Source organism: Vibrio sp. La 4.2.2 (assembly GCF_027586995.1).
In the GTDB taxonomy this organism is placed as follows: Bacteria; Pseudomonadota; Gammaproteobacteria; order Enterobacterales; family Vibrionaceae; genus Vibrio; species Vibrio mediterranei.
This window is the reverse complement of record NZ_JAPPTJ010000010.1, coordinates 65,107-88,990: the sequence shown is the minus strand read 5'-3', so window position 1 is coordinate 88,990 and position 23,884 is coordinate 65,107. Positions and strand designations below refer to the sequence as shown.

Annotated in this window: 20 protein-coding genes; 9 read left to right on the top strand and 11 right to left on the bottom strand. The window is 42.2% G+C overall.

Annotated features, from left to right (window positions below; genetic code table 11):
- Positions 1–20 precede the first annotated feature (20 nt).
- From OH456_RS20395 to OH456_RS20385, 3 genes are all read left to right on the top strand, one after another.
- On the top strand, positions 21–1,241 hold the full coding sequence (locus tag OH456_RS20395) for a hypothetical protein (RefSeq protein ID WP_270034129.1): 1,221 nt from the start codon (positions 21–23) through the stop codon (positions 1,239–1,241).
- Positions 1,242–1,337: 96 nt separating this feature from the next.
- On the top strand, positions 1,338–3,269 hold the full coding sequence (locus OH456_RS20390) for a hypothetical protein (RefSeq protein WP_270034128.1): 1,932 nt from the start codon (positions 1,338–1,340) through the stop codon (positions 3,267–3,269).
- Between the two features lie 31 nt (positions 3,270–3,300).
- A complete protein-coding gene (locus OH456_RS20385; protein ID WP_270034127.1) occupies positions 3,301–4,275 on the top strand; it encodes an NAD-dependent epimerase/dehydratase family protein in 975 nt (324 codons plus the stop codon).
- A gap of 91 nt (positions 4,276–4,366) precedes the next feature.
- On the opposite strand, the gene OH456_RS20380 is transcribed toward OH456_RS20385, so the two are convergent.
- Positions 4,367–5,452 carry a glycosyltransferase family 4 protein gene (locus tag OH456_RS20380; protein ID WP_270034126.1) on the bottom strand — a complete coding sequence of 362 codons (1,086 nt, stop codon included), beginning with the start codon at positions 5,450–5,452 and terminating at the stop codon, positions 4,367–4,369.
- Entirely contained in the window at positions 5,433–6,545 is a 1,113-nt protein-coding gene (locus OH456_RS20375) for a glycosyltransferase (protein WP_270034125.1), read from the bottom strand. The genes OH456_RS20380 and OH456_RS20375 overlap by 20 nt, the downstream gene beginning before the upstream one ends.
- Positions 6,546–6,761: 216 nt before the next feature.
- Between OH456_RS20375 and OH456_RS20370 the strand changes: the two genes are divergently transcribed.
- Complete coding sequence (locus tag OH456_RS20370; protein ID WP_270034124.1) at positions 6,762–8,165, top strand: mannose-1-phosphate guanylyltransferase/mannose-6-phosphate isomerase; 1,404 nt, start codon at positions 6,762–6,764, stop codon at positions 8,163–8,165.
- 114 nt (positions 8,166–8,279) lie between these two features.
- Here OH456_RS20370 and OH456_RS20365 read toward each other — a convergent pair whose 3' ends face one another.
- Positions 8,280–10,148 carry a polysaccharide biosynthesis protein gene (locus OH456_RS20365; RefSeq protein WP_270034123.1) on the bottom strand — a complete coding sequence of 623 codons (1,869 nt, stop codon included), beginning with the start codon at positions 10,146–10,148 and terminating at the stop codon, positions 8,280–8,282.
- A 198-nt stretch (positions 10,149–10,346) separates the two neighbouring features.
- On the opposite strand from OH456_RS20365, the gene OH456_RS20360 reads away from it, so the two are divergent.
- From OH456_RS20360 to OH456_RS20350, 3 genes are all read left to right on the top strand, one after another.
- Entirely contained in the window at positions 10,347–11,306 is a 960-nt protein-coding gene (locus OH456_RS20360; RefSeq protein WP_270034122.1) for an NAD-dependent epimerase/dehydratase family protein, read from the top strand.
- A complete protein-coding gene (locus tag OH456_RS20355; protein ID WP_270034121.1) occupies positions 11,303–11,863 on the top strand; it encodes a sugar transferase in 561 nt (186 codons plus the stop codon). The genes OH456_RS20360 and OH456_RS20355 overlap by 4 nt, the downstream gene beginning before the upstream one ends.
- Positions 11,864–12,030: 167 nt before the next feature.
- A complete protein-coding gene (locus OH456_RS20350; RefSeq protein WP_270034120.1) occupies positions 12,031–13,197 on the top strand; it encodes a nucleotide sugar dehydrogenase in 1,167 nt (388 codons plus the stop codon).
- 154 nt (positions 13,198–13,351) lie between these two features.
- Here OH456_RS20350 and rraA read toward each other — a convergent pair whose 3' ends face one another.
- The 7 genes from rraA to priA all read right to left on the bottom strand — a co-directional run bounded on the left by rraA (position 13,352) and on the right by priA (position 21,223).
- Complete coding sequence (gene rraA, locus OH456_RS20345) at positions 13,352–13,861, bottom strand: ribonuclease E activity regulator RraA (RefSeq protein ID WP_198558389.1); 510 nt, start codon at positions 13,859–13,861, stop codon at positions 13,352–13,354.
- Positions 13,862–13,940: 79 nt separating this feature from the next.
- Positions 13,941–14,858 (bottom strand): 1,4-dihydroxy-2-naphthoate polyprenyltransferase, encoded by a 918-nt coding sequence (locus OH456_RS20340; RefSeq protein WP_198558388.1) that lies wholly within the window; start codon positions 14,856–14,858, stop codon positions 13,941–13,943.
- Positions 14,859–14,969: 111 nt separating this feature from the next.
- The gene (gene hslU, locus OH456_RS20335) at positions 14,970–16,304 is read right to left on the bottom strand and encodes an HslU--HslV peptidase ATPase subunit (RefSeq protein WP_006071179.1); all 1,335 of its coding nucleotides are present in this window, start codon (positions 16,302–16,304) and stop codon (positions 14,970–14,972) included.
- Between the two features lie 46 nt (positions 16,305–16,350).
- On the bottom strand, positions 16,351–16,884 hold the full coding sequence (gene hslV, locus OH456_RS20330; RefSeq protein ID WP_006071177.1) for an ATP-dependent protease subunit HslV: 534 nt from the start codon (positions 16,882–16,884) through the stop codon (positions 16,351–16,353).
- 227 nt (positions 16,885–17,111) lie between these two features.
- Complete coding sequence (locus OH456_RS20325; RefSeq protein WP_236111005.1) at positions 17,112–17,660, bottom strand: SPOR domain-containing protein; 549 nt, start codon at positions 17,658–17,660, stop codon at positions 17,112–17,114.
- Positions 17,661–17,742: 82 nt separating this feature from the next.
- The gene (gene cytR / locus OH456_RS20320; RefSeq protein ID WP_006071173.1) at positions 17,743–18,750 is read right to left on the bottom strand and encodes a DNA-binding transcriptional regulator CytR; all 1,008 of its coding nucleotides are present in this window, start codon (positions 18,748–18,750) and stop codon (positions 17,743–17,745) included.
- Positions 18,751–19,021: 271 nt separating this feature from the next.
- Positions 19,022–21,223, bottom strand: coding sequence for a primosomal protein N' (gene priA / locus OH456_RS20315; protein ID WP_270034174.1), 2,202 nt, complete (start codon positions 21,221–21,223; stop codon positions 19,022–19,024).
- Positions 21,224–21,506: 283 nt separating this feature from the next.
- On the opposite strand from priA, the gene rpmE reads away from it, so the two are divergent.
- Entirely contained in the window at positions 21,507–21,725 is a 219-nt protein-coding gene (rpmE, locus tag OH456_RS20310; RefSeq protein ID WP_006071169.1) for a 50S ribosomal protein L31, read from the top strand.
- Positions 21,726–22,011: 286 nt separating this feature from the next.
- Positions 22,012–23,271, top strand: coding sequence for a malic enzyme-like NAD(P)-binding protein (locus OH456_RS20305; RefSeq protein ID WP_006071167.1), 1,260 nt, complete (start codon positions 22,012–22,014; stop codon positions 23,269–23,271).
- Between the two features lie 66 nt (positions 23,272–23,337).
- Here the strand turns inward: OH456_RS20305 and metJ are convergent, their stop codons facing one another.
- On the bottom strand, positions 23,338–23,658 hold the full coding sequence (gene metJ / locus OH456_RS20300; RefSeq protein ID WP_006071165.1) for a met regulon transcriptional regulator MetJ: 321 nt from the start codon (positions 23,656–23,658) through the stop codon (positions 23,338–23,340).
- Positions 23,659–23,884: the final 226 nt, after the last annotated feature.

Here is a 23,884-nt window from a genome sequence, read left to right as displayed (position 1 = left end):
GAGGAACTAAAAAAGTAGGGTTGTACATATCTCAGGTACATAGAGAATACGTTGGTATAAATGAAAATCGCGCATTAGGACATCATAATCTTGCATTGCTGTGGGAAGGATATCAAAACTCAAACACGTTGAACCTTGACCCGATAGAAGAATGGACAAAAGTAGCACGAGAGTTCGATAGTGTAGAAGGTAGTCTATTAGTATCTACTGAAGCTCTTTGCCTATCTTTTTTTCGTTCTGAGCAAGCAATTAAGGATATTAATTTCGCACTGGGTGATAGAGATGTCGAGTTTGTTGTTTATCTACGACGTCAAGATTTGTATGCATATTCATGTTACAATCAGAACGTCAAGGGAGGGTTGCGGTATGATAGTTTCTCATTTGAGCATCCTCCCGAAGGCTTTAACTTCTACGACTATAACGCATTAATTTCTCGCTTAGAGGATAACTATCCAAATGCAACAATAAAAGTAAGACCATTTGAGAGATGTCAACTAGTAAATGGTGATGCAGTTCACGACTTCATGAGTACGATTAATTATGATATACATGAACACTCTCTTCCTGTGCCAGAATCAAGAATGGTAAATGCTTCACTATCTCCAACAACACTAGAATTGTGTCGTATTTTTAATAAAATGAATGAGGATTCAGGAAATAGATATTGTCTACGTTTTAATGGGTATTTTATTAAATATTTTGCATTACAAGACGGTGCTTCTGAACTAATGATTCAGGAATCAATTAAGTTCTATAATACCTATAGTGACTCTAACGAAAAGTTGGCGAAGAAGTACTTAGGACGTGAAAATTTATTTGAACACTCTCCATCAGATGAAAGTGCTGTTCCTTCTGTTTCTACCAAATTAGATATGCAACTTGTGCAGCTGACTCATGCTTTGATTCTTGAACTTTTCGAAGAAAATGTTCTTAAGCATGACAAGAAGCTTGTGGAAGAATCAAGCCTAGCTAGAGATACTGCGAGAAAGAGAAGAGAGGCTCAGCAAGCGTTGGAGGCTCAGCAAGCGTTGGAGGCTCAGCAAGCGTTGGAGGCTCAGCAAGCGTTGGAGGCTCAGCAAGCGTTGGTAGAGCAAACTAAAAACGATAATTCAAGGAATGCAGACTTAGATAGTAATAAAAGTAAATATACGACAACTATTATTCCATCTCCTGATTATAAAAAGGCAAGTTCTTTATCTAGGTTAATTGTTAAATTAAAGAAACTACTGAATATTCACTAGGTATTATAATCTTTGCATGTGTCTTCACATTAAGATAGCTGTTTATTTTAAGTTACTAACCACAAGTCGTTGCTCGATAAAAGGAATATTCTCATTATGTATCATGTTGGACTACTGTACTTATCTCCTGACCACCCAGAAATGGAAATAATGAGACGTATAAAAGTAGCTTTGAATGCAATAGGATGTCGATGTAGTTACATAACACCACGAGGTTATGATATAGAATCAAATAAAGATATAACTTCAAGTTTAGATTTTGTCTTTCTATTTGATCCTTCACATCATACGTTCATCGATTCGTTTGTTTATCATGTGCACTGGTTCTGTCCTGGTATTACTTCTAATTCAGTGAAGCTTAATTATAATTATTCTTCATTAAATTGTGACTTCCATTTGTTGTTTCCTTCTTCAAAGATTGTAAATGGTAATCTAGTTAGTAGTCATATGATTACTTCTAATTCTGAGTCATATTTGTATCCTTCGGTCCCTAAAGAATTTGTTATTCCGGCCGTTTGTAGAAAAGAGTATAAGCTCTTTTATTGTGGAGTAAATAACGATGGTACTGGTACGATACGACATAGCGAACTATTTTCGAATCTTGACAATTCAGGGTTATTACACATTTTTGGGCCTGAATATATAGGAGAGAGGAAGAATTGGGAAGGAATTGATTCATACAAGGGGGAGATCCCCTTTGATGGTAGTTCAGTAGTAAAGTATGCCGCCTCATGTGGGGTTTATTTAGTACTGCAGCATGATTTGCATAATATCTACGGTATGATGACCAATCGGCTTTTCGAGGGGTGCGCTGCAGGTTGTTTAATTATCACTGATGACACCCCTTTTGTTAGAGATAACTTTGGTGATTCAGTTTTTTATCTAGATAAAAAAGGTAAGTCTTCAAGTGAGGTTGCAGAAGACATAATTTCCGTTGTAATGTGGGCAAATAATAATCCCGAAGCGGCTTACGAGAAAGCTAAAAAAAGTCAGGATATCTTTTTTTCTAAATTCCTCCTTGATGATGCGGTGTCTAAAGTTGTTGATAGTCATAGTACGCGACTTGTAAATGATGAAGATACTCCGGTACTTGTTGATATCTTTGTCACGAATAGACAGCTTGAAAAATCACTAGTTCGACAGAATCTGAAGTCACAATATTATAGAAAAATTAGAGTGGTTGTAGCTATAGAAACTGGAGAGCAACTATCAGGCCAAATGAAGGAGTTTCTTTCCGAGTTTGACTTTTTGTTAGTTGAATGTCAAAGTCTATTCTCTCACAATGAAAAATATTCAATGCTGAGTGTCTCTAGAAATAATATTTCAGGAGAGTGCTTTTTGTTTGTCAATGAGTTTGAACATTGGCATAGAAATCATGTTAGTAATCTAGTCAGGGTTTACAAAACAAACAAAGAGGCTACGGTAGTATACAGCGGTTCGTATATTAAAGAAAGTGAAGGGCTTTATAATACAGCTCTCACTTTTAGGCCGATCTCTGGGTTGTCAGAATATATAACAAAACTGTTTCGAGAAGAATCAAGTTTACTCGAACTTTCTCATTTGTTACCTACATCATCAATGATGTTCTCTTCAAGAATATTCTCAAAGGAATATTTAAATAGTGCTATTATTCTTGACGACCCTAGTTACTTATTACTAACTGCTGCATTGGTCGATGATGATATTATTTTGTATGGAAATAAAGTCTCTTTGTCAATCGATAGAGATGTATTTATAGATTATTTGAATCGCAATGCTGAGATTTTCACGAACAAAAGCTTTGCAACGCCAAAGGGTGCAATACTCGATACTGTTATTCATAGCCCTCATGTTATTCGCAAAACACATGGTTTGTCCGCTATGCAAACCATGTCTGATGTCAATCGTGAACTGTCAGTGAAGATAGATAAGCTTGAAGAAGAGTTAGGGAGACTAAGGAATGAGGTTGTGATGGTTAGAAGTCAAAGCGCAATGATTAGATTAAAACGTTTCCTTGCACGAATAGTTTCTAGGCTTAAAGTAAAGTAATTGCTAATATGGTAAATAGATTAGATTAAGTATGTGTAGAAATAATAAAGTTATTGTAACTGGAGGGGCGGGTTTAATTGGCTCCTATATAAGTGATCATCTTATTAAAACTGGCTGTGATGTTACTGTCGTAGATAATCTCTATCGTGGGAGAAAGGAATATTTATCGAATGAAAAATCGGTAACATTCATAGAGAAAGATATAAGAGAATTAACCAGTGGTGACGCGATAGAAGGTGTTACCCAAGTGATCCACACAGCCAGCAAGGTATTGGGAATAGGTTATTCTGCCTCCAATCAAGTTGAGATGATGACACATAATGATGACATCACCAATGCGTTGCTATCCTATCTTGATCATTTTCCAGATTTGAAGGAACTAGTAATAATAAGTTCTTCTTGTGTCTATGACGACAATGTTACCGACTGTAGTGATGATTCTCCACTTACTGGAACTCCCGAACTTGCGAATGTTGGCTATGGACTAGCAAAGCGTTTCTTGGAAGACAAATGTAGGTTATATGCTAAGGAAAGAGGACTAAAGTTAGTAGTTGTTCGACCATTTAATATCTATGGAGAGCGATATACTTGGGCTGGTAAAAACTCTCAAGGTTTGCCATCGCTAGTGAAGAAGCTACTTGACAATAACGGGAAGCTGGAAATTTGGGGGACGGGAAGTCAAAGGCGAAATTATATGCATGCCTCGGATTGCGCTCGAATAATTTGTGAGTTGCCCAAGCTACAGACTACTGACTCTGGCACTTATAATGTAGGACTTAAAGAGACAATTTCCTTGAAGGAACTCGCTGAGAGAATGTGCAAACTATATGGTTTGGAACCAGAGTTTGTATATCTACATGATATGCCACAGGGGCGTCTCAATAAAATTTGTGATGAAACTTCACTGAGGACCTTATATCCTGATTATGATGATGGATTAGTTTCGTTAGATGAAGGTTTGCTTTCAATGCGTCAGTGGTATTTTAAAACGTTTAGTCGAAATTAAAATTAGTATTAGTGCACGATGAATTAAGTAGTTTAATTCTTTGCATATGTTGGTGCCTCCTTACTTGTGAGGCACCGACGGTGATTTTTTATTAGCCTAATAAATTATTAAGTGTTAACTTTGCTGGTATTTTCCACGATGATACTATTTTTGCATGATTAGTAGGAACTATATCAAGAGTTTGCAATAGAGCTTCGTGAATGCTCACGTTGTCAGTCTCTGATATTAAAATATTGTCGCCGTGAATTTCTGCTATTGCGCTATGTTTAGACACAATTACGTTTTTCTTCAGAGCTAAGGCTTCTAACGCAGGGAATCCATACCCTTCGTATATAGAAGGCATCAATAATGTATGGCAATTTTCGTAAAGCTGTTTAAGTTGGTCATCAGATACAAACCCACATTGCTCTACTCTATCTTCAAGATTATATCGACTAATAAGATCTGATATTTTCAAATCTCCCCAGCCATCTTTCCCAACTAAGACAAGGTTAACTTCTTTATTTTTTTTTGAAAACTCATGGAAGGCTAGAATGATGTTATGTAAGTTCTTTCTTGGCTCTAATGTCCCAACAAAGAGAAAATAGGGAATTGAAGCTGATTTAAAAAAATGACTTTTGTAATTACCTTGTAGACTACATTCATTTACAAAGCTACCTGCTCCTGTAGTGGTTATTTTATTTTCATTAACATTTAGTTCATTTATTAGCTCTTTCTTTGTGAACTTTGAGAGTGTGATTATGGTATTACTTTGTCGCACGCTAGGTTTGAATAACATTCTTTCTAACAATAATCCACTCCTATTCATTGTCGAAGGGTGTTTGAACCATACGATATCATGTATAGTAACGACTTTTTTAATCGTTTTATTTAAAGAAAGCATCATTGGTAAGTGATGTCTAGGAGACCAGTAAACATTAATTTTATCTCTTAAGCACCAGATAGGGAATAACGTTTGGCTTATTAAGAAGTCAATAAGTTTGTGCTTAGTATTACAATGAACAACCCTTACATTTGCGTAGCCACTAAAGTCGATCAACAATGGTTTACTTGAGTATAGATAGTATTGGTTAATTCTATCTTGTTCAAAAATCTCTCGTAGAACTTCGTTTAAGTATCTGCCAATGCCTGTTAATTTGTCGCTAAGTGGTCTAGCGTCAATTGCTATTCTTTTCACCTAAACCTCTATATATTTGAAAGTATTGTTCGCATTGTTGCTTATTAGTAAATAATCGTTTGAATCTTTCATACGAGTTTCGTCCATACTGCTCTGCTAACTTAGGATTCTCATCTATTTCTTTTAATGCATTTGCAAGAGCTAAGGGGTTGGATGGCTCAACTATTAGTCCTGTTTTCCGGTGTTGATTTACGTAACTAGAGCCTGTTCCTACTTCACAGCTAATTAGTGGTTTGCCAAATAATTGAGCTTCTAACAGAGAAACACCAAAAGCTTCACTACGTAAATGAGATGAAAATACGAAAGCCTTGCACAAAGTTAGTAAAGCGACTTTATCGTCTTCGCTTATGAACCCAACGAAAAACACATTTTTCAAACCAAGTGATTTAGCTTTAGCATGAAGTTGTTTTTCCATTGGACCTTTCCCTGCGATAACAATTGGCAGCTTTGATAATGAAGCTGCATCTAAGAGATGATCTAACCCCTTGTAGTATCTTAGTACTCCTATAAATAGAAAAAACTGCTCACCAACTTTTTCCTTCCACTTCCTCAATATACTATTGGAAGGTTGTTTATAATGGTTTTCATCTATGCCTAATGGAATTACTTCAACTTTGCTGTTAAATCTTGAAAGGTTGTTGCTGGATGTAGCGTACTGAGGGGAGGTTGCAATTAGCTTATCTACTTTTCCAAGGAAGTTTAGTTCAAGTGGACGATATAAGACCTTTAAGAACTTTTGGCGGATAATATCGGAGTGATAAGTAACAATACTCGGTTTATCCAAGAAAAAACCCAATAAGTCACCAGTTGGCCAAGGGTAATGAAAATGAATGACATCTGCCCATTTGGCTAGTTCTCGAAATCTTGAAATCAACTGAAATGAAAACCCGTTAGACGCCACCTGAAAACTCTTCTTTACAGTGACAATAGTCACGTTATTTTGCTTATAGTCGTCTTTGCTTTCATCTGCCAATGTTAGAACTTTGCTTTCTACCCCATGTGCTATGCATCCTTCGGTAATTGAGCGTATGACTTGCTCAACCCCTCCACTTGTTTCAGGGTAACATGTTCTGTAAACGTGAAGGACTTTCATTTGATCTTGATTCCTAGGTGGTATGTTAAATTCAAATTTCAACGGAGTATGTATGACTGCAGAGAATAGATACGGATTTCTAAAGGTGTACTTACGCTGTTACAGGCATTCTAGCAATGTTACTATTCACTTATCTAGTGTTAAGGCGTGTTTTTCACTTGTGATTGACGATTTTGAGTGACCAACAACGAAGATGAATTGAACAATGGAGTTGATATGATCCAACCAGTAATTCTGGCAGGTGGTACAGGAACTCGAATGTGGCCAATGTCAAGAGAGCTTTATCCGAAGCAGTTTTTGAGCTTGACTAGTGATAATACTATGTTTGAAGAAACACTTCTTCGTCTTGAAGGGTTAGAATGCCTCGATCCCATTGTAGTTTGTAACGAAGACCATCGATTCGTTGCAGCTGAGCAGCTAAGGTCGGTAGGTAAGGATCATGGCGGGATTCTTTTAGAACCCATAGGACGAAATACTGCCCCTGCTATTGCGCTCGCAACATTGTTTGCACAGAATAGAAAGAATATGGACCCGCTAATTTTGGTTCTTCCAGCGGATCATATGATTAGTGATGCGAAAAGTTTTAATGATTCGGTGTTTAAAGCTGTTCCATTCGCTGAGTCAGGGAAATTGGTTACGTTTGGAGTCAAACCACAGTCTCCAGAAACTGGTTACGGTTATATTAAGAAAGGTAACAGCCTCAACAGTGAAGATGTCTGTGCTGTTGATAAATTTGTTGAAAAACCATGCCTAGCATTGGCTACTGAGTATCTCGATTCAGGTGATTACTTTTGGAACAGCGGAATGTTTCTGTTTAGGGCATCTTCTTTTATTAAAGAAATGCATAAGTTTTGTAATGATATTTTGGCGGCTAGCAAGGAAACAATATCTCTCGCCAAGAGAGACTTGGATTTCGTAAGGTTTGATATAGATAGTTTTAAAAAATGCCGTGCTGAATCTATAGATTACGCGGTCATGGAAAAGACTGAGTTAGCTGTCGTCGTCCCCCTCGACTCAAGTTGGAATGATTTGGGGTCATGGTCTTCTGTTTGGGAGTTAACACCTAAAGATCGAGATGGGAACGTTAGTAAAGGCGATGTGATTAGTATCGACTCTAACAATAACTATGTGCAGTCAGACAATAAATTAGTAGCTACTCTGGGAGTTAGTGATTTAGTTGTAATAGACACTAAGGATGCGCTTTTAGTTGCTGATAAGGCTCGCGTCCAGGATGTAAAATGTGTTGTAAATGAGTTAAAGGACCTTGGTAGGCCCGAGTATAAGGTTCATAGGGATGTTTATCGACCTTGGGGAAAATACGATACTATCTGTCAAGGGAAGCGAGATCTTGTAAAGCGAATAACTGTACAACCCGGCCAAAAAGTGTCGACTCAAATGCATCACCATCGAGCTGAGCATTGGATTGTAGTGTCTGGCACGGCAAAAGTTACTAAGGGTGAGGTTAGCTTTTTACTTGGGGAAGATGAATCCACATATATTCCTCTTGGAGTAATTCATACTCTCGAGAATCCAGGGATTGTGCCTCTTGAAATGATTGAGGTTCAAACTGGTAGTTACCTCGATGAGAAAGATATATTACGGTTCGAAAATAAAACCTGATGAGTTAACAGAGAATCAAATAAATCGGTTTGTATTTAAGTCATCTGTTATGCTTAATACGTTTAGGCTTGGTAAGACAGGAGGTTCATTACCTCCTGTCGTCCATTTTTTTGGTTAGCGGTTCGTGACATACCCTGTTGGCGCTCTTAGAAGAATGTCTTTGATACAAGTTTCATCGAAGTTGTGGCAACATACATCGAGTTCCGCAATTAATTGTTCCATATCAGACCAAGAAAGCATGTCTTCTTTAGCTGTCATTATTCTTTGATGACATGTACCCTGAACGTTTTCTCCAATCAATAGCTCCTCGTATAGTTTCTCGCCAGGACGGAGACCTGTAAACTGTATCTCTATGTCACCTTCCTCAGAACCAGGTTGGTGCTCTATCATTCCCATAAGGTGAATCATACGTTTCGCCAGGTCGAGAATTTTTATTGAGTCTCCCATATCAAGGACAAATACTTGACCATTATTACCCATAGCACCTGCTTGTATAACCAATTGAGCCGCCTCTGGAATGAGCATAAAGTAACGTGTTATATCAGGGTGAGTTACTGTAAGCGGACCTCCTTTACGAATTTGTTCCTTGAACAGTGGAACTACTGAACCGGATGATCCAAGTACGTTGCCAAATCGAACCATTGTAAAAGTAGTATTTTGCTGTTTATCGGCAAGTGCTTGTAGTACGAGTTCTGCCAATCGTTTGCTTGCACCCATTATGTTAGTCGGTCGTACGGCTTTATCTGTTGATATGAGTGTAAAGCTTTTTACCCCGCACTCGATAGCAGCGTTTGCGCAAGCTAGGGTTCCGAAGACATTGTTACGTATTCCCTCTATGATATTGTCCTCAACAATTGGGACGTGTTTATAAGCTGCGGCGTGAAATACTGTTTCAACGTTGTGCGCTCGCATCGCTTTCTCTAGTCGATTTTGTCTTTGTACAGAGCCAAGTTTAGGGACTATTTCTACTCTCAAATTTAGCCTTCTTTTCATTAGATTTAGCTCTTGATCGATCGCATATAGGTTGTACTCATTCAACTCAAAAACAACTAGTGTTTTAGGGTTAAGACTAAGTATTTGTCGACAGAGCTCTGAACCAATAGAACCGCCAGCTCCAGTTATCATTACACTCATACCGGTGATGTTTTGCTTCATTAGCGCTTCATCAGGTTCTACAGCTTCACGGCCTAACAAATCGGCAATATCTAGGTCTTTTATTTCCGTAGATTCTGCTTTCCCCATCGCAATATCTTCTACTGAGGGAACAGATAATATTTCCACTGGCCAATGAGATACTTTCTCCAAAAGTCTTAATCGTTCTCCTTTGCTTATGTTGTTTACTGCGAGCAGCATTTTTACTGGGCTGTACAGTGAACATAGCTCACTAAATTCATTGCTATGGTAAACACGAACGCCGTAGAAAATCTGACCAACTTTGGTTGAGTCATCGTCCAGTATCGCGACTGGATGAAACTCTTCTCCTTGAATTAGGGCGCTAGCTAAATCTCTTCCAGCAGATCCTGCGCCATAGATAAATACGTTAGGTTTTTTACGTTTATACATCTGATAATAGATAGAACGAATTAACACTCTTGGACCACCGAGCGTTATGATAGCTAAGCCCGCATAGATAAAAGGAACACTTCTTGGAATAAAGGTGTGAAAAAAGAAACCAGAGAGGGCGAGAGTCATTGCTGAGAGAAAAACAGCAAAGAAAATGGTACTTAGAGCCGGTAACATCATATAGCGCAATACCGCGCGGTACATACCTAAATTTATAAAACAGACAATGGTAACTACGATAGTACTGACAAGGCTCAGAACTTCGGGAACATGTAACTCAAAAATATACACGTTGAGACGTAAGGCGATCGCCAAATACAGAGATAGTGCAATGGCAATAATGTCGTATGTTATTGTTATTGCTCGCTTTAGTTTTCTATCTGCAGAGAGAAGAAAATCGAAAGGCATGTGAAATAGCATGATAAACCTAGCTGTTAACGAATATATTATGATGTTTTCCTATATTCTACCTGCTGTTGGTTAAACTAGCTAGATGATAGGGGCTAGGGCGCTAGATAGAAGTACGAAGTGGTTCACAAAGGCAATTAAGTTCATGAGAATGAGGACTTAGCTAAGCAATTTTGTGGTTTTGAGGCATAATACACAGCAAAGTAGACAATGAGCGTAATTAGTGTGAATAACATCGCGGTTACTGGAGCTTCTGGCTTTCTGGGTAAAGCTCTGGTGAGGACGTTAAAGCAATCTCCTAAGTATACTCCAGTACCAATGATACGAAAGGGTTGTGCTAACGATACAATCGAAATTGATCTATCAACCTCGTTTGAAGTGGCGAAAGCTTTACGTGAACAACAAGTAGAAGTGCTTGTTCATTGCGCTGCTCGAGCACATATTCTGAATGATACGGTTCAGAGTCCGATAAACGAATATAGGGAAGTGAACACACATGCGACAATTAGACTGGCTCAACAAGCTGCAACCGCAGGTGTAAAGCGATTTATATTCATCAGCACTGCTAAAGTGAATGGCGAACGTAGTGAACTAGGGCATCCGATGACGGAGTGTGTTGTTAAGTCTCCTATCGATCCATACGCGATTAGTAAGTATGAAGCTGAGATTGGGCTAGCAAGACTTGCGAAAGAGACCGGTATGGAAATTGTTGTCATACGTCCACCTTTGGTCTATGGATCCGGAGTCAAAGCGAACTTTGCTGCTTTAATAAAATTGAGTCAAACCGCTCTACCTTTGCCATTCGGGGCGATCGATAATCAGCGAAGCCTTATCTCCCTTGAAAATTTGATTGATATTATTTGTTGTTGTCTTGAGCACCCTTCAGCAGCCAATCAGACATTTTTGGTCTCGGATGATGATGATGTCTCTACCACTGAGCTGATAAAAGAGTTAGCGAATGCCTATGAAAATCGTATCAAGCTGCTCCCTATTCCCACCTCTATTCTAGGTGGTTTGCTTAAAGTACTAGGGAAGAAGAATATTGCTGAACGAATGTTTGGTAACCTTCAGTTTGACATCAGCCATGCAAAGCAGACTTTGAACTGGACCCCTCCATACTCTTTTAAGCAAGGTATATTAAAATTAGTAAAGGATAGCGAAGCGCAATGAACACCCCTTTAACACGACTTTTAGATTTTGTATTTGCAATAACAGGGCTATGTCTCTTATGGCCAGTGATGCTTGTTGTCTATCTTGTTGGCCGAATGGATAGTGGTTCTCCGATATTCAGCCAGACGCGAGTTGGTAAAGAAGGAAAAGCTTTTACCTTGTACAAATTCCGAACGATGGTGGTATCAACACAATCGGTAGCGACGCATATGGTAGATGCTCAATCGGTCACTAAGTTGGGGTCTGTTCTTCGAAAAACTAAGCTTGATGAGTTGCCTCAACTGGTTAATGTGCTTAGAGGTGAAATGAGTTTTGTAGGCCCTAGGCCTTGTTTGTTTAATCAAGAAGAACTCATTGAAGAGAGACGCGAGTTAGGTGTGGATAGAGTACTGCCAGGCATTACTGGGTTGGCTCAGGTAAATGGCATCGATATGTCTGAGCCGAAAAAGTTAGCGCAAGTAGATGCGAGAATGATAAGCAACCACTCACTATCTCAGTACTTTAGGCTAATTATCGCGACAGCCATTGGTAAGGGCGCTGGAGATCGTATACGTTAGCCAAGCACGCCTAAATAACAAGTGAGACAAAGTGTTACTTGATTGCTTAGCGCTCGCTGTCAATAATACAAGGCTAGAGAAACTGGTGATTTGACTAAGTGTGTCCACATAAATTATGACGCCTTAGATAACTAGCTAAAATGATAATCAATTTGTAAGATGAAACTATGAAAATAGCGGTTGCAGGAACAGGCTATGTCGGCCTATCAAATGCGATGTTGCTAGCTCAGAATCATGAGGTAGTAGCGGTTGATATTAACGCAGAAAAAGTGGACATGCTGTGCAATGGGCAATCGCCGATTGTTGATAGTGAAATTGAAGCGTTTTTGAAGCGTGATGACTTAAACTTTACGGCTACTCTGGACAAAGACTTAGCGTATTCTGGTGCGGACTATGTGATTGTTTCTACTCCGACAGATTATGACCCACAAACCAACTACTTTAATACCAGCTCTGTTGAAGCGGTGATTAAAGATGTGATGGCGATTAACCCTAATGCGGTCATTGTTATCAAGTCCACTGTACCTGTTGGTTACAGTGCGCGTGTTCGTGAAGAGTTGGGTACTGAGAACGTGTTCTTCTCTCCAGAGTTTTTACGTGAAGGTAGCGCCCTTTATGACAACCTAAATCCGTCTCGCATTATTATCGGTGAGCGCAGTGAACGGGCAAAAGTGTTCGCTGATCTATTGGTGGAAGGGGCTCAAAAAGAGAATATTGATGTGCTATTCACTGATTCAACTGAAGCTGAAGCGGTGAAACTGTTCTCAAACACCTACCTTGCAATGCGCGTTGCATACTTCAATGAGTTAGATTCTTATGCTGAAGCGCTTGGATTGGATACACGCCAAATCATCGAAGGTGTTGCGCTGGATCCACGTATAGGTGGCCACTACTGCAACCCATCTTTTGGCTATGGTGGTTACTGTTTACCAAAAGATACTAAGCAGCTGCTTGCTAATTACCAAGAAGTACCAAATAACATCATTGGTGCAATCGTTGACGCTAACCGTACTCGTAAAGACTTTATTGCGGAATCTATCTTGAAGCGTGAGCCTAAGGTTGTTGGCGTGTATCGCCTTATCATGAAGTCAGGTTCAGACAACTTCCGAGCGTCAAGTATTCAGGGCATTATGAAGCGTCTGAAGGCGAAAGGTATTGAAGTCATTGTTTATGAGCCAGTGCTTAAAGAAGAGCACTTCTTCCACTCTCGCGTGATTCAAGATGTCGATGCGTTTAAGCAAGAAGCCGATTTGATTATCTCGAATCGTATGTTGCCTGAGTTAGCTGACGTTGCCGACAAAGTGTATACGCGCGACTTATTTGGTAATGACTAACTATTACTGATTTGAATAAAAAACGAGAACCTAGAGTTCTCGTTTTTTTATGTCTGTTATTTACCACTGTTGGGCGTAAAGAAACCCTGTCGTCATCCCTGCGCAGGCAGGGACCTTGCCTCAGCGAGCACAATTCTGATAAGTACTATGACAGTTATTCAACCGCCTCTTCATCCTCAAAATTCACATCAAGCGGCTCTTGAGAAAGAATCACCCCAGTATTATCGGCATACACATAATCTTCCGGTAAGAAGGTCACTCCGCCAAAGTTAACTGGCACATCTACTTCACCAACATTGGATTGAGCTGCACCCACAGGAATAGAAGCAAGGGCTTGGATACCAAGGTTCATGTCTTCCAGTTCATCAACTTCGCGCACGCAGCCGTAAACGATGATGCCTTCCCATTCGTTATCTTCTGCCAGCTGAGCGATCTCTGCATCGATAAGAGCTTTACGCAGTGAACCACCACCATCGATAAGTAGAATTCGACCCACACCATCTTGCTCTAAAATTTCACGGATAACGCCGTTGTCTTCAAAACATTTTACCGAAGTGATTTGACCTGCAAATGAGGCTCGGCCACCAAAGTTACTAAACATTGGCTCAACAACGTCTACCTGGTCTAGGTAGATATCACATAGGGCTGAAGTACTGTATTCCATGGCGACTCTTCTTTGCAGTTTACAAAAGGTATAAATCGAGTATATCGGGTGAATAGGTCAATGCAATGACAAGGCTCAATTAAGTCATCAGAGTTTGAGCTATAACCACTCCTGAAAACAGGATATTAGTGACTAATGAACACTTCACCACAATCGGCATCATAGGGGCAATTTGCGCAGGCTGTGTTGCGTGCCAAACCGCTCTACCGTGTTTGATGACAACAATAAGACTGATGACAAAAGGCAGGCTGATCCACAAAGGTGATTGTTGTAGAACGAGATAAGCCGCAAAGGCGATGACTGCGCATAATAACAGTGTGAAGTGGTAAACCTTAGCGTTGTGCTCACCCAGTCTCACCGCGACAGTACGCTTACCGCAGGCGCTATCATTTTCGATGTCACGCATGTTGTTGACGTTAAGTACGGCAACCGCGAGTAATCCACAGCCGACAGCCGGTAAGAAGAGTAGAGAGTCGATATGGCCAGTGTGTAAAAAGTAGGTACCTGAGACACCAAGCAGGCCAAAGAAGATAAATACTGAAATGTCGCCTAGTCCTACGTAGCCGTAGGGCTTATTACCGACGGTATAGGCAATGGCAGCGATGATGGCTAATACGCCGAGTCCTATAAACGCTAAAATGTTTTGCATTGAATCCAGCGCATGAAAGACTAAACCTAGTCCTGCAATCACAGTCAAAATGATATTCAGCACGATGGCTTTCTTCATCTCTTGCTGTGACACTTCGCCTGACTGTATTGCACGCATTGGACCTAAACGGTTGTCGTTGTCGGTGCCTTTAACGGCATCACCGTAATCATTGGCTAGGTTAGAGAGAATCTGCAGTAGGGTCGCGGTAAGCAGAGCAAGTAAAGCGACACTCCAAGACATGTTGCCAGTAGAGAAAGCGAGTGCACTGCCTGTGATAATGGAGACTAAAGCGAGTGGTAGTGTTTTAGGTCTGGCTGCATCGAGCCAAATACGAACAGATTGATTCATAGCCAAGCATTCTAATTTCAGTTCGTTTTAGTATACGGGAAATGTAGCACAAAAAAAGGTGTCACCGCCTTTTTGGAGATGACACCTCATCAAACTTAAGATTGCTTAAATCTACAGAATAAAGCGACTTAAATCTTCGTCTTCTACAAATTCACCAAGCTTCGATTTTACGTAGCCTGAATCAATTGTCAGCTTTGAACCAGGTTTATCTGTTGCATCAAATGAGATCTCGTCCATCAAACGCTCCATAACAGTATGTAGACGACGAGCACCGATATTTTCGGTAGTTTCGTTGACTGTCCATGCTGCATCGGCGATTTGCTGAATGCCGTCTTCAGTGAACTCGACATCAACTTCTTCAGTCTTCATTAGAGCAATGTATTGTTCGGTTAGTGATGCTTTTGGCTCGGTTAGGATGCGTTTGAAGTCATCGCTGCTCAGTGCTTCCAGTTCTACTCGGATAGGGAGACGACCTTGCAGCTCAGGGATCAAGTCCGATGGCTTCGCCACTTGGAATGCACCAGATGTGATAAACAGGATATGATCAGTTTTAACCATGCCATGTTTAGTTGATACTGTGCTGCCTTCGATCAGAGGCAGTAGATCACGCTGTACGCCTTCACGAGATACATCAGGGCCTGAGGCTTCGCCACGCTTACAGATTTTGTCGATCTCATCGATAAACACGATACCGTTGTTCTCAACATTATAGATCGCTTGCTCTTTAAGCTCTTCTTGGTTTACCAGTTTAGCGGCTTCTTCTTCAGTGAGTGCTTTGAAGGCATCTTTAATTTTCAGCTTGCGCTTTTTCTTAGTATCGCCACCTAGGTTTTGGAACATGCTTTGCAGCTGGTTGGTCATTTCTTCCATACCAGGAGGCGCCATGATTTCAACGCCCATTTGTGGAGCTGCTGTTTCGATGTCGATCTCTTTGTCGTCTAGCTTACCTTCGCGCAGTTTCTTGCGGAAAACCTGACGAGTGTTAGAAGAGCTCTCATCTTGCTGTTCGTTTTGGCCCCAAGCGTCACGAGCTGGTGGAAGTAGGGCATCAAGAATGCGCTCTTCGGCTTGCTCTTCAGCGCGGAAGGTGACTTTTTCCATCGCTTGTTGATGTGTCATCTTAATCGCGACGTCAGTAAGGTCGCGAATGATGGTTTCAACTTCTTTGCCCACATAGCCCACTTCGGTGAACTTAGTTGCTTCTACTTTGATGAACGGTGCGTTAGCAAGCTTAGCTAGACGGCGAGCGATTTCGGTTTTACCAACGCCCGTTGGGCCGATCATTAGAATGTTTTTCGGTGATACTTCCGCACGCAAGCTCTCTTCAAGCTGCATACGACGCCAGCGGTTACGTAGTGCAATCGCCACTGAGCGTTTTGCTTTATCTTGACCGATAATATGGCGGTTTAGTTCGTGAACAATCTCGCGTGGAGTCATCTCAGACATAATTAATTCCTTACAAAAATTCAGACACTATTTTGTTTTTTGGACGTTATTTCGCGTCACTTTCTAGTTCTTCAACAGTGTGATAATGGTTGGTGAAGACACAGATATCGCCAGCGATTTTCAGGGATTTCTCTGCGATTTCACGTGCATCTAAATCGGTATTTTCAAGTAATGCTGTTGCTGCTGCTTGAGCAAAGTTGCCGCCTGAGCCAATAGCGATAAGGTCGTTTTCTGGCTGAACAACATCGCCGTTACCAGTGATGATCAGTGATGCGGTTTCATCAGCGACGGCCAATAACGCTTCCAGTTTACGCAGCGCACGATCACTACGCCAATCTTTCGCCAGTTCGACTGCGGCCTTAGTTAGGTGGCCTTGGTGCATTTGCAGCTTGCTTTCAAAGCGCTCAAAAAGAGTAAACGCGTCAGCCGTACCGCCAGCGAAGCCTGCCAATACTTGGTTATTATAAAGTCTACGAACCTTGCGAGCGTTCCCTTTCATTACAGTGTTGCCTAGGGATACTTGTCCATCACCAGCGATCACGACTTTGTTATTTCGGCGTACAGATACAATAGTAGTCACGACGTTTGCCTCATATTGGTTTCAATTCGGTTATGAAAGGGATATGTGGACGAAGAAAAGGGATTTCAAGGGGAAGTGGAGTTATCCTGAGGGAGAATTTTTTTATAGGTTTTGTTATTCAGCTGGTTGTTCACCTGCGCATACAGGAATCTTCTAGAGGCTTGTTGCGTTGCGGAAATAGCCCCCTGCTTTTACAGGGGGCAGGAAATGTCGCATTTAGGAGTAAGCTACTGCGAATCCTTCCAAATCGCACACGGCTCTATTTTGGCGCGTTGCAGTTTGTGTTTATCTCGCTCAGCGTCACGTTTGAGTGGGTAAGGGCCTAAAACCACTCGGAACCAACTGCTGCCTTCTTTCTTGCGAATCGTACTTGAGAGCCCTTGGAAGGCAATATCAAGCTTACGTGCTTCGGCTTGAGCCATGGTTTTATAGGCGCCACACTGCATGATGTACGGAATCTTCGAAACCACTTGCTCTTTCGCTTTTACTTCAACTTCGCGTTGCGGCAGGGTATCGACATAGTCCCACTTCTCTTCTGGCGGAGGTGGAATTGGCTTAGCTGGTTTAGGCTTTGGTTTGGTGACTGGCTTTGTCGTTGCTGGTGTCGGCTTTGGTGGCTCTGGGTCATTACTTAATGTGTAAAGACCATAGCCAAAAACGCCCGCGAGCACGATCGCCAATAGCCCACTGCGCCATGGTTTTTTGCCGGAAGGTTTCTTTTTTGCTGGTCGGCGACTGGTGCCTTTGCCACGCCTTACATAGTCTCGGTTTGCCACGAAGATAGGTTCTAAATTGAATTAAATAACTGACCTCATGGTAAATACCACAAGGTCAAGTTGCAAGTCAGTATCGTGCTAACTATAGGATTCTTGGAGGAGCAGCACTGTCGCGGATCACAAGTTCAGTATCAAGTAACCTCGATCCCGCTCGAACATCGGCGCCTTTCAGTACTTCTAACATCATGTACATGGCTTGGCGGCCAATCTCATAACGAGGTTGTGAGACTGTGGTAAGCGGAGGATCGCAATACTGAGCGAACTGAATGTCATCGAAACCAACTACGGAAAGATCTTGAGGAACTCGCAGTCCCAGTTTCTTCGCTTCTTGCATCGCGCCAATGGCCATGATGTCGTTATGACAGAAAATGGCTGTTGGAGGCTCCGGCAGGGCAAGTAGGCTGCGAATCAAACGTGCACCCGCTTCAAAGGTAAAGTCACCTTTCACCGTGTACGCAGGGTTCATTTGCAGTCCGGCTCTTCGCAACGCTTGCTGGTAACCTTGCTGTCTAAAGCGGCATAAAAATGCGGTGTCAGGTCCTGAAATCTGTGCGATACGCTTATGTCCCAATTGCGACAAATAGTTTACTGCTTCAAAGGCTGAAGTCAGGTTGTCGATATGAACGGTAGGGAGCTCAAGCTCAGGGGCAAACTCACAGGCCATAACGATGGGAGGTAAGTTTTTCTGTTCTGGCTTACTGATATCAAAAGGCAAGTCGGTGCCGAGTAACAGCATGCCATCCGCTTGCTTAGTGAAGACCAAGTTCACAAACGAGGTTTCACGCTTTTTCGATTGTCCGCTATCTCCTAGTAGAACCAAATACCCATGTTCCATTGCCGCATCTTCGATACCACGAATGATTTCCGAAAAGTACGGGTCACAGATGTCTGGCACTATGGTAACGATCGTCTTGGATTCATTCCTACGTAAGTTACGCGCCAGAGAATTAGGAGAATAGCCAGCTTCGAGAACGGCATCTTCGACTCGCTTTCGAGTAGATGATGAGACCTTCTCGGGATTCATCAATGCTCTTGATACCGTAGCCGTTGAGACGCCTGCAAGCTGGGCAACATCCTTCATTGTCGCCATAAACGTGAGTCCTCTTATTTTCAGTGTGACTAATTAGACTGCGACTTATTATGTTTTATTATGCAATCTAACGGGTTATAACTTGGTTAAATGTTTCATTTATCTAATAAATAGCGCGAATGAAACGTTTGCTTTAATGATGAACTATTAATAAATATTATTCATTTATCTACGGAAAGTTACGGGCTGATTAACATATTTTGCATTGCAATTGTGAAGCTTATCACAACTAGAGCTAGTTATAGTTTTGAAATTAATCAATTCTTACCGTTTAACTGAGATCTTGTGGCTCGATATCCATCGACCAGCGAACTTTCTTTGCGAGTGGCAGTTGCGCGATAACGGGCTTAGCGCTGGTGATGATTTTCTGCATCAATGGACGCGTGGGTACTTGAAGCATTAGCTGCCATCTTGCTTTCCCTGCTCGCTTAGCAATAGGTGCTGGTGTAGGGCCTAACACTATCGAATGATGATCAAATAACGGATGCGCCTCAAGTGAATGTCTCACTTGACGCAAAAACGCCTCAACGTCATTGCTGTTGTTAGCTTCGGCACGAATCAAAGTTAGGAAGCTAAACGGTGGCAGCATGGCCAATTTACGCTCTTCAATCACGGTTTCTGCAAAATGACGATAGTCTTTATGCAGTAGTGATTGCAGCAGAGGATGGTCAGGGTGGTGCGTTTGCAGCAGCACTTCACCGGGCTTACTCGCTCGGCCTGCGCGGCCGGCCACTTGGATGAAGAGCTGTGCCAGTCTTTCCGACGCTCTGAAATCGCTGCTGTATAGCGAGCCGTCCACATCTAATAATGCTACTAAGGTCACGTTCGGGAAGTGGTGACCTTTGGCGAGCATTTGCGTGCCAATCAGTATTTGGTATTCATTCTTTTTAATCGCCTCAAGCGCACTCTCAAGGCTGCCTTTACGACGAGTGCTGTCTCTATCAATTCGAATGGTATTAAAATCAGGGAATAGACTTTCAAGCTGTGCTTCAAGCTGCTCGGTACCCACACCAACAGTGACAAGCTGATTGGAGCCACAACTTTCGCACTGATGAATCGTGGGTCGCTGTGAACCACAGTGGTGGCAGCGAATCTCATTACTAGATTGATGGTAGGTGTAATAGGCGTCGCAGCGACGGCACTCAGCGGTCCATCCGCATTCATGACACATCAAAGCTGGGCTGAAACCTCGACGGTTAAGAAACAGCATTACCTGATTGCCCAGTTCTACGTGGCGACGTATCTCAGCAATAAGGGGAGCGGACAAGCCCGCTTCTAAGTATTGCCCTTTGACATCGATAACCTTGTTGGTCGTTGGCACTGCAAGACCTGCGCGTTGGCTCAAAATCAAATGGTGATACTTACCACTCAGCGCGTTTTGCAGAGTTTCTATCGATGGTGTTGCAGAACCTAGTACAATTGGAATCTGTTCTTTATTGGCACGCATAACGGCGACGTCACGCGCGTGGTAACGCAGGCTGTCTTGCTGCTTATATGATGTGTCGTGTTCTTCATCGACAATAATAATGCCGAGATCAGCAAATGGTGTGAGTAACGCCGAGCGTGTACCAATAACAATACCCGCGACTTTATCACGAGCACTCAACCATGCATTCAACCGTTCGGTATCGTTAAGCCCTGAGTGAATTACTTCAATAGGCACGTTGAAACGCTTTTTAAAGCGGTTAATGGTTTGTGGTGTTAAACCAATCTCTGGCACTAAGACAAGCGCTTGCTGGCCGCGCTCAAGTACTGGTGCGATCATTTGCAGATAAACTTCGGTTTTCCCCGAACCTGTCACCCCTTCCAGCAGGTAGCAGCCGAATTCGGCTTGGCTATTCACTGACGCGATCGCTACAGCTTGTTCAGCATTCAGCCTCAGCTCTGTCGGTGGGTTGGTCATCGTTTCTGGCCAACGTGGAGTAGGGGCTGGCTTCTCATGCGATTCAATCCAGCCTTTCTCAGTCAGTGTTTTTAAGACACTAGAGCTGACTTCATTATCAATGAAAGCCTGATGAGCACAAGGGCCAGACTCCAGCATATGCATGACTTTTGCTTGTTGCACAGCTCGTCCAAACCCAGCCATGAGTTGATTCTTGCCTGCTTCTGTAATACGCCACTCAACGGTAGCAGCAAACTCTGCAGGCTTTCCTTTGCGCAATGACGAGGGTAGAGCGTTGTTTAACGTGTCGCCCAATGGGTGTTGATAGTATTGGCTACACCAAGAGATTAGCTCGAATAGTGGCTTTGGCCAGACTGGGCTGGTATCAAGTGCCGCTTTGATGGGCTTAAGCTGATCAATAGGGAAGTCTGATTGGTGGCTGAATTGAGTGACAATACCAACTAAGGTCTGGCGTCCAAAAGGCACTGATACTCGGCCGCCCACCACAGGGAAAAGGTGCGTTGGGACTAGATAATCGAACTGTTTATCCAGTGGCACTGGCAGTGCAACACGAGCTACGTTTGGGCGCATAATGGAATCGGTATTGTTCAAAGAGAGCGCCATTCTACCTAGCTATGTCCGTTAGGAGAAACCGTTAATTGAATAAACTGAGTCAATCCACCTAAAGGTGGCGAAAAAAGTGGCAATTTTAGTTGATCCTAAAGGCACTATTCATTACTATACTGCGCCTTGATGGTATGGCTTGTTCTACATTTATTGCAGTAACAGCGATATCATAAGTCTTTTATTAAACTACGTGTGGTGTCCGGCTTAGAATCGGATGGCGACACGGCCTAAACTTTGAGGTTTCCCCATGAAAGCTGGTATCCACCCAGAATACAAAGCAGTAACAGCAACTTGCTCTTGCGGCAACACATTCGAATTCAACTCTACTCTAGGTAAAGATTCTATCCACCTAGACGTATGTGACAAGTGCCACCCATTCTACACTGGTAAGCAACGTATCGTTGATACAGGCGGCCGTGTTGATCGCTTCAACAAGCGTTTCGGTGCTCTATCTAGCAAGAAGTAATCTTACTTTTGCAGATTCTAGAAAAGGACGCTTCGGCGTCCTTTTTGTTTTGAGGCAAAAATAAAACAATTCTGTATACAATCCATTCAAAATTCTAACTATCTAGCGTAGTATTAATAAATCAGAGTGACGAACCGCTGTCACACAGACCATGCGTCAGTATCCCCGTTCGTGTTGTCCACTCTGTTGAGTCTGTAACCCTTTAGAAGCAAAGCTAATAATTACAAAGCGGTTTATACTCACACATTCAGTCTTTAATACTCGTAGAATAAGCAGGATTGCCACCATGTCCGATGACCAACAAATCGACGAATTTCGCCAACAAGCGCTTGATTATCATGCCAACCCCGTCCCTGGAAAAATTGAAATTGCTCTGACTAAGTCTGCTGACTCAGCGGCTGATCTCGCCCTTGCATACAGCCCAGGTGTGGCTGAGCCAGTGCGTGAAATCGCACAAAACTCTGAAAATGTTTATAAGTACACAGCCAAAGGCAACATGGTTGCGGTCATCTCTAACGGTACTGCGATTTTGGGGCTAGGTAACTTAGGCCCACTGGCGTCGAAACCTGTTATGGAAGGTAAAGCGCTACTGTTCAAGCGTTTTGCTGGTCTAGACTCTATTGATATCGAAGTGAAACATCGCACGATTGATGAGTTTGTTGATACGGTAGCAAACATCTCTGATACCTTCGGTGGTATCAATCTAGAAGATATTAAAGCCCCAGACTGTTTTGAGATTGAACGTCGACTGATTGAACGCTGTGATGTGCCAGTGTTTCACGATGACCAGCACGGCACTGCGATTGTAACGGCAGCAGGTATGCTAAACGCGATTGAACTTCAAGGTAAAGATTTGAAAGAAGCGCGCATTGTATGTCTTGGTGCTGGTGCAGCAGCTATCGCGTGTATGGAGCTATTGATTAAATGTGGCGCGATGCGTGAGAAGATCTACATGCTTGACCGTAAAGGTGTGATTCATACTCGCCGTGACGATTTGAACGAGTATAAAGAGCTATTTGCTAACAACACCGACATGCGTACCTTAGAAGACGTCATTGAAGGTGCAGATTTGTTCCTAGGTGTATCGGGCCCTGATTTACTTGAACCAGAAGCTTTGAAACTGATGGCGGATAAGCCAATCGTGTTTGCCTGCTCAAACCCAGATCCAGAAATCAAACCTGAGCTTGCTCATGACGTACGTGATGACCTGATTATGGGCACAGGGCGCTCTGACTACCCTAACCAAGTAAACAATGTCCTGTGCTTCCCATTTATCTTCCGCGGTGCGCTTGATGTACGTGCAAGTGAAATTAATGACGAAATGAAGCTAGCTGCGGTTGAGGCAATTCGTGAGCTTGCCAAAGAAGAAGTACCACAAGAGGTGCTAAAAGCGGCTGGTGTAGAGTCACTTACTTTTGGCAAGGAGTACATCATTCCAAAACCAATGGATCCACGTTTGCTGCCACGTGTAGCCAAAGCGGTTGCTCAAGCTGCAGTCGATTCCGGTGTTGCGCGAATTGAGATGCCAGAAAATTATATGGCTTAATTTCTCATACTCGAACAAATAAAAAAGACGGCATAAATGCCGTCTTTTTTCATTCTACGTCAGAATTTACTCTTCATCGAACGCTTCAAACTCAATTCCCATTGCTGTCATCAGCTCTTTAGCTTCTGTTGGGATGTCGTCTGGACGGTCTTTTCTCAAGTCTTCGTCGGTTGGAAGCGGTTGACCAGTGTAGGCGTGTAGGAAGGCTTCGCACAATAGTTCACTATTGGTTGCGTGGCGTAAGTTATTGATTTGGCGACGAGTGCGTTCATCAGTCAATACCTTTAGCACCTTCAACGGAATAGACACCGTGATCTTTTTTACTTGTTCGCTTTTTTTTCCGTGCTCCGCGTATGGGCTAATGTATTCGCCGTTCCAATCTGCCATTGCACACCTTCGCTCTATTAATCATAAGTAGTAGTAATAAGAATGCTGCAATTTTAGCGGGATTTACTGCCATAAGCAAAGACATATAGACGTCTAGAAGTGTTGACGTCTCACAAAATGGAAAGTAAAGTGGACATTCATTTTAACGCAATGTTAATTTTTTAATGTTTGCCACTTTTGTTGGTTCCATATTCACTGACAAAAGTAGACACTGAATAACAGCCCA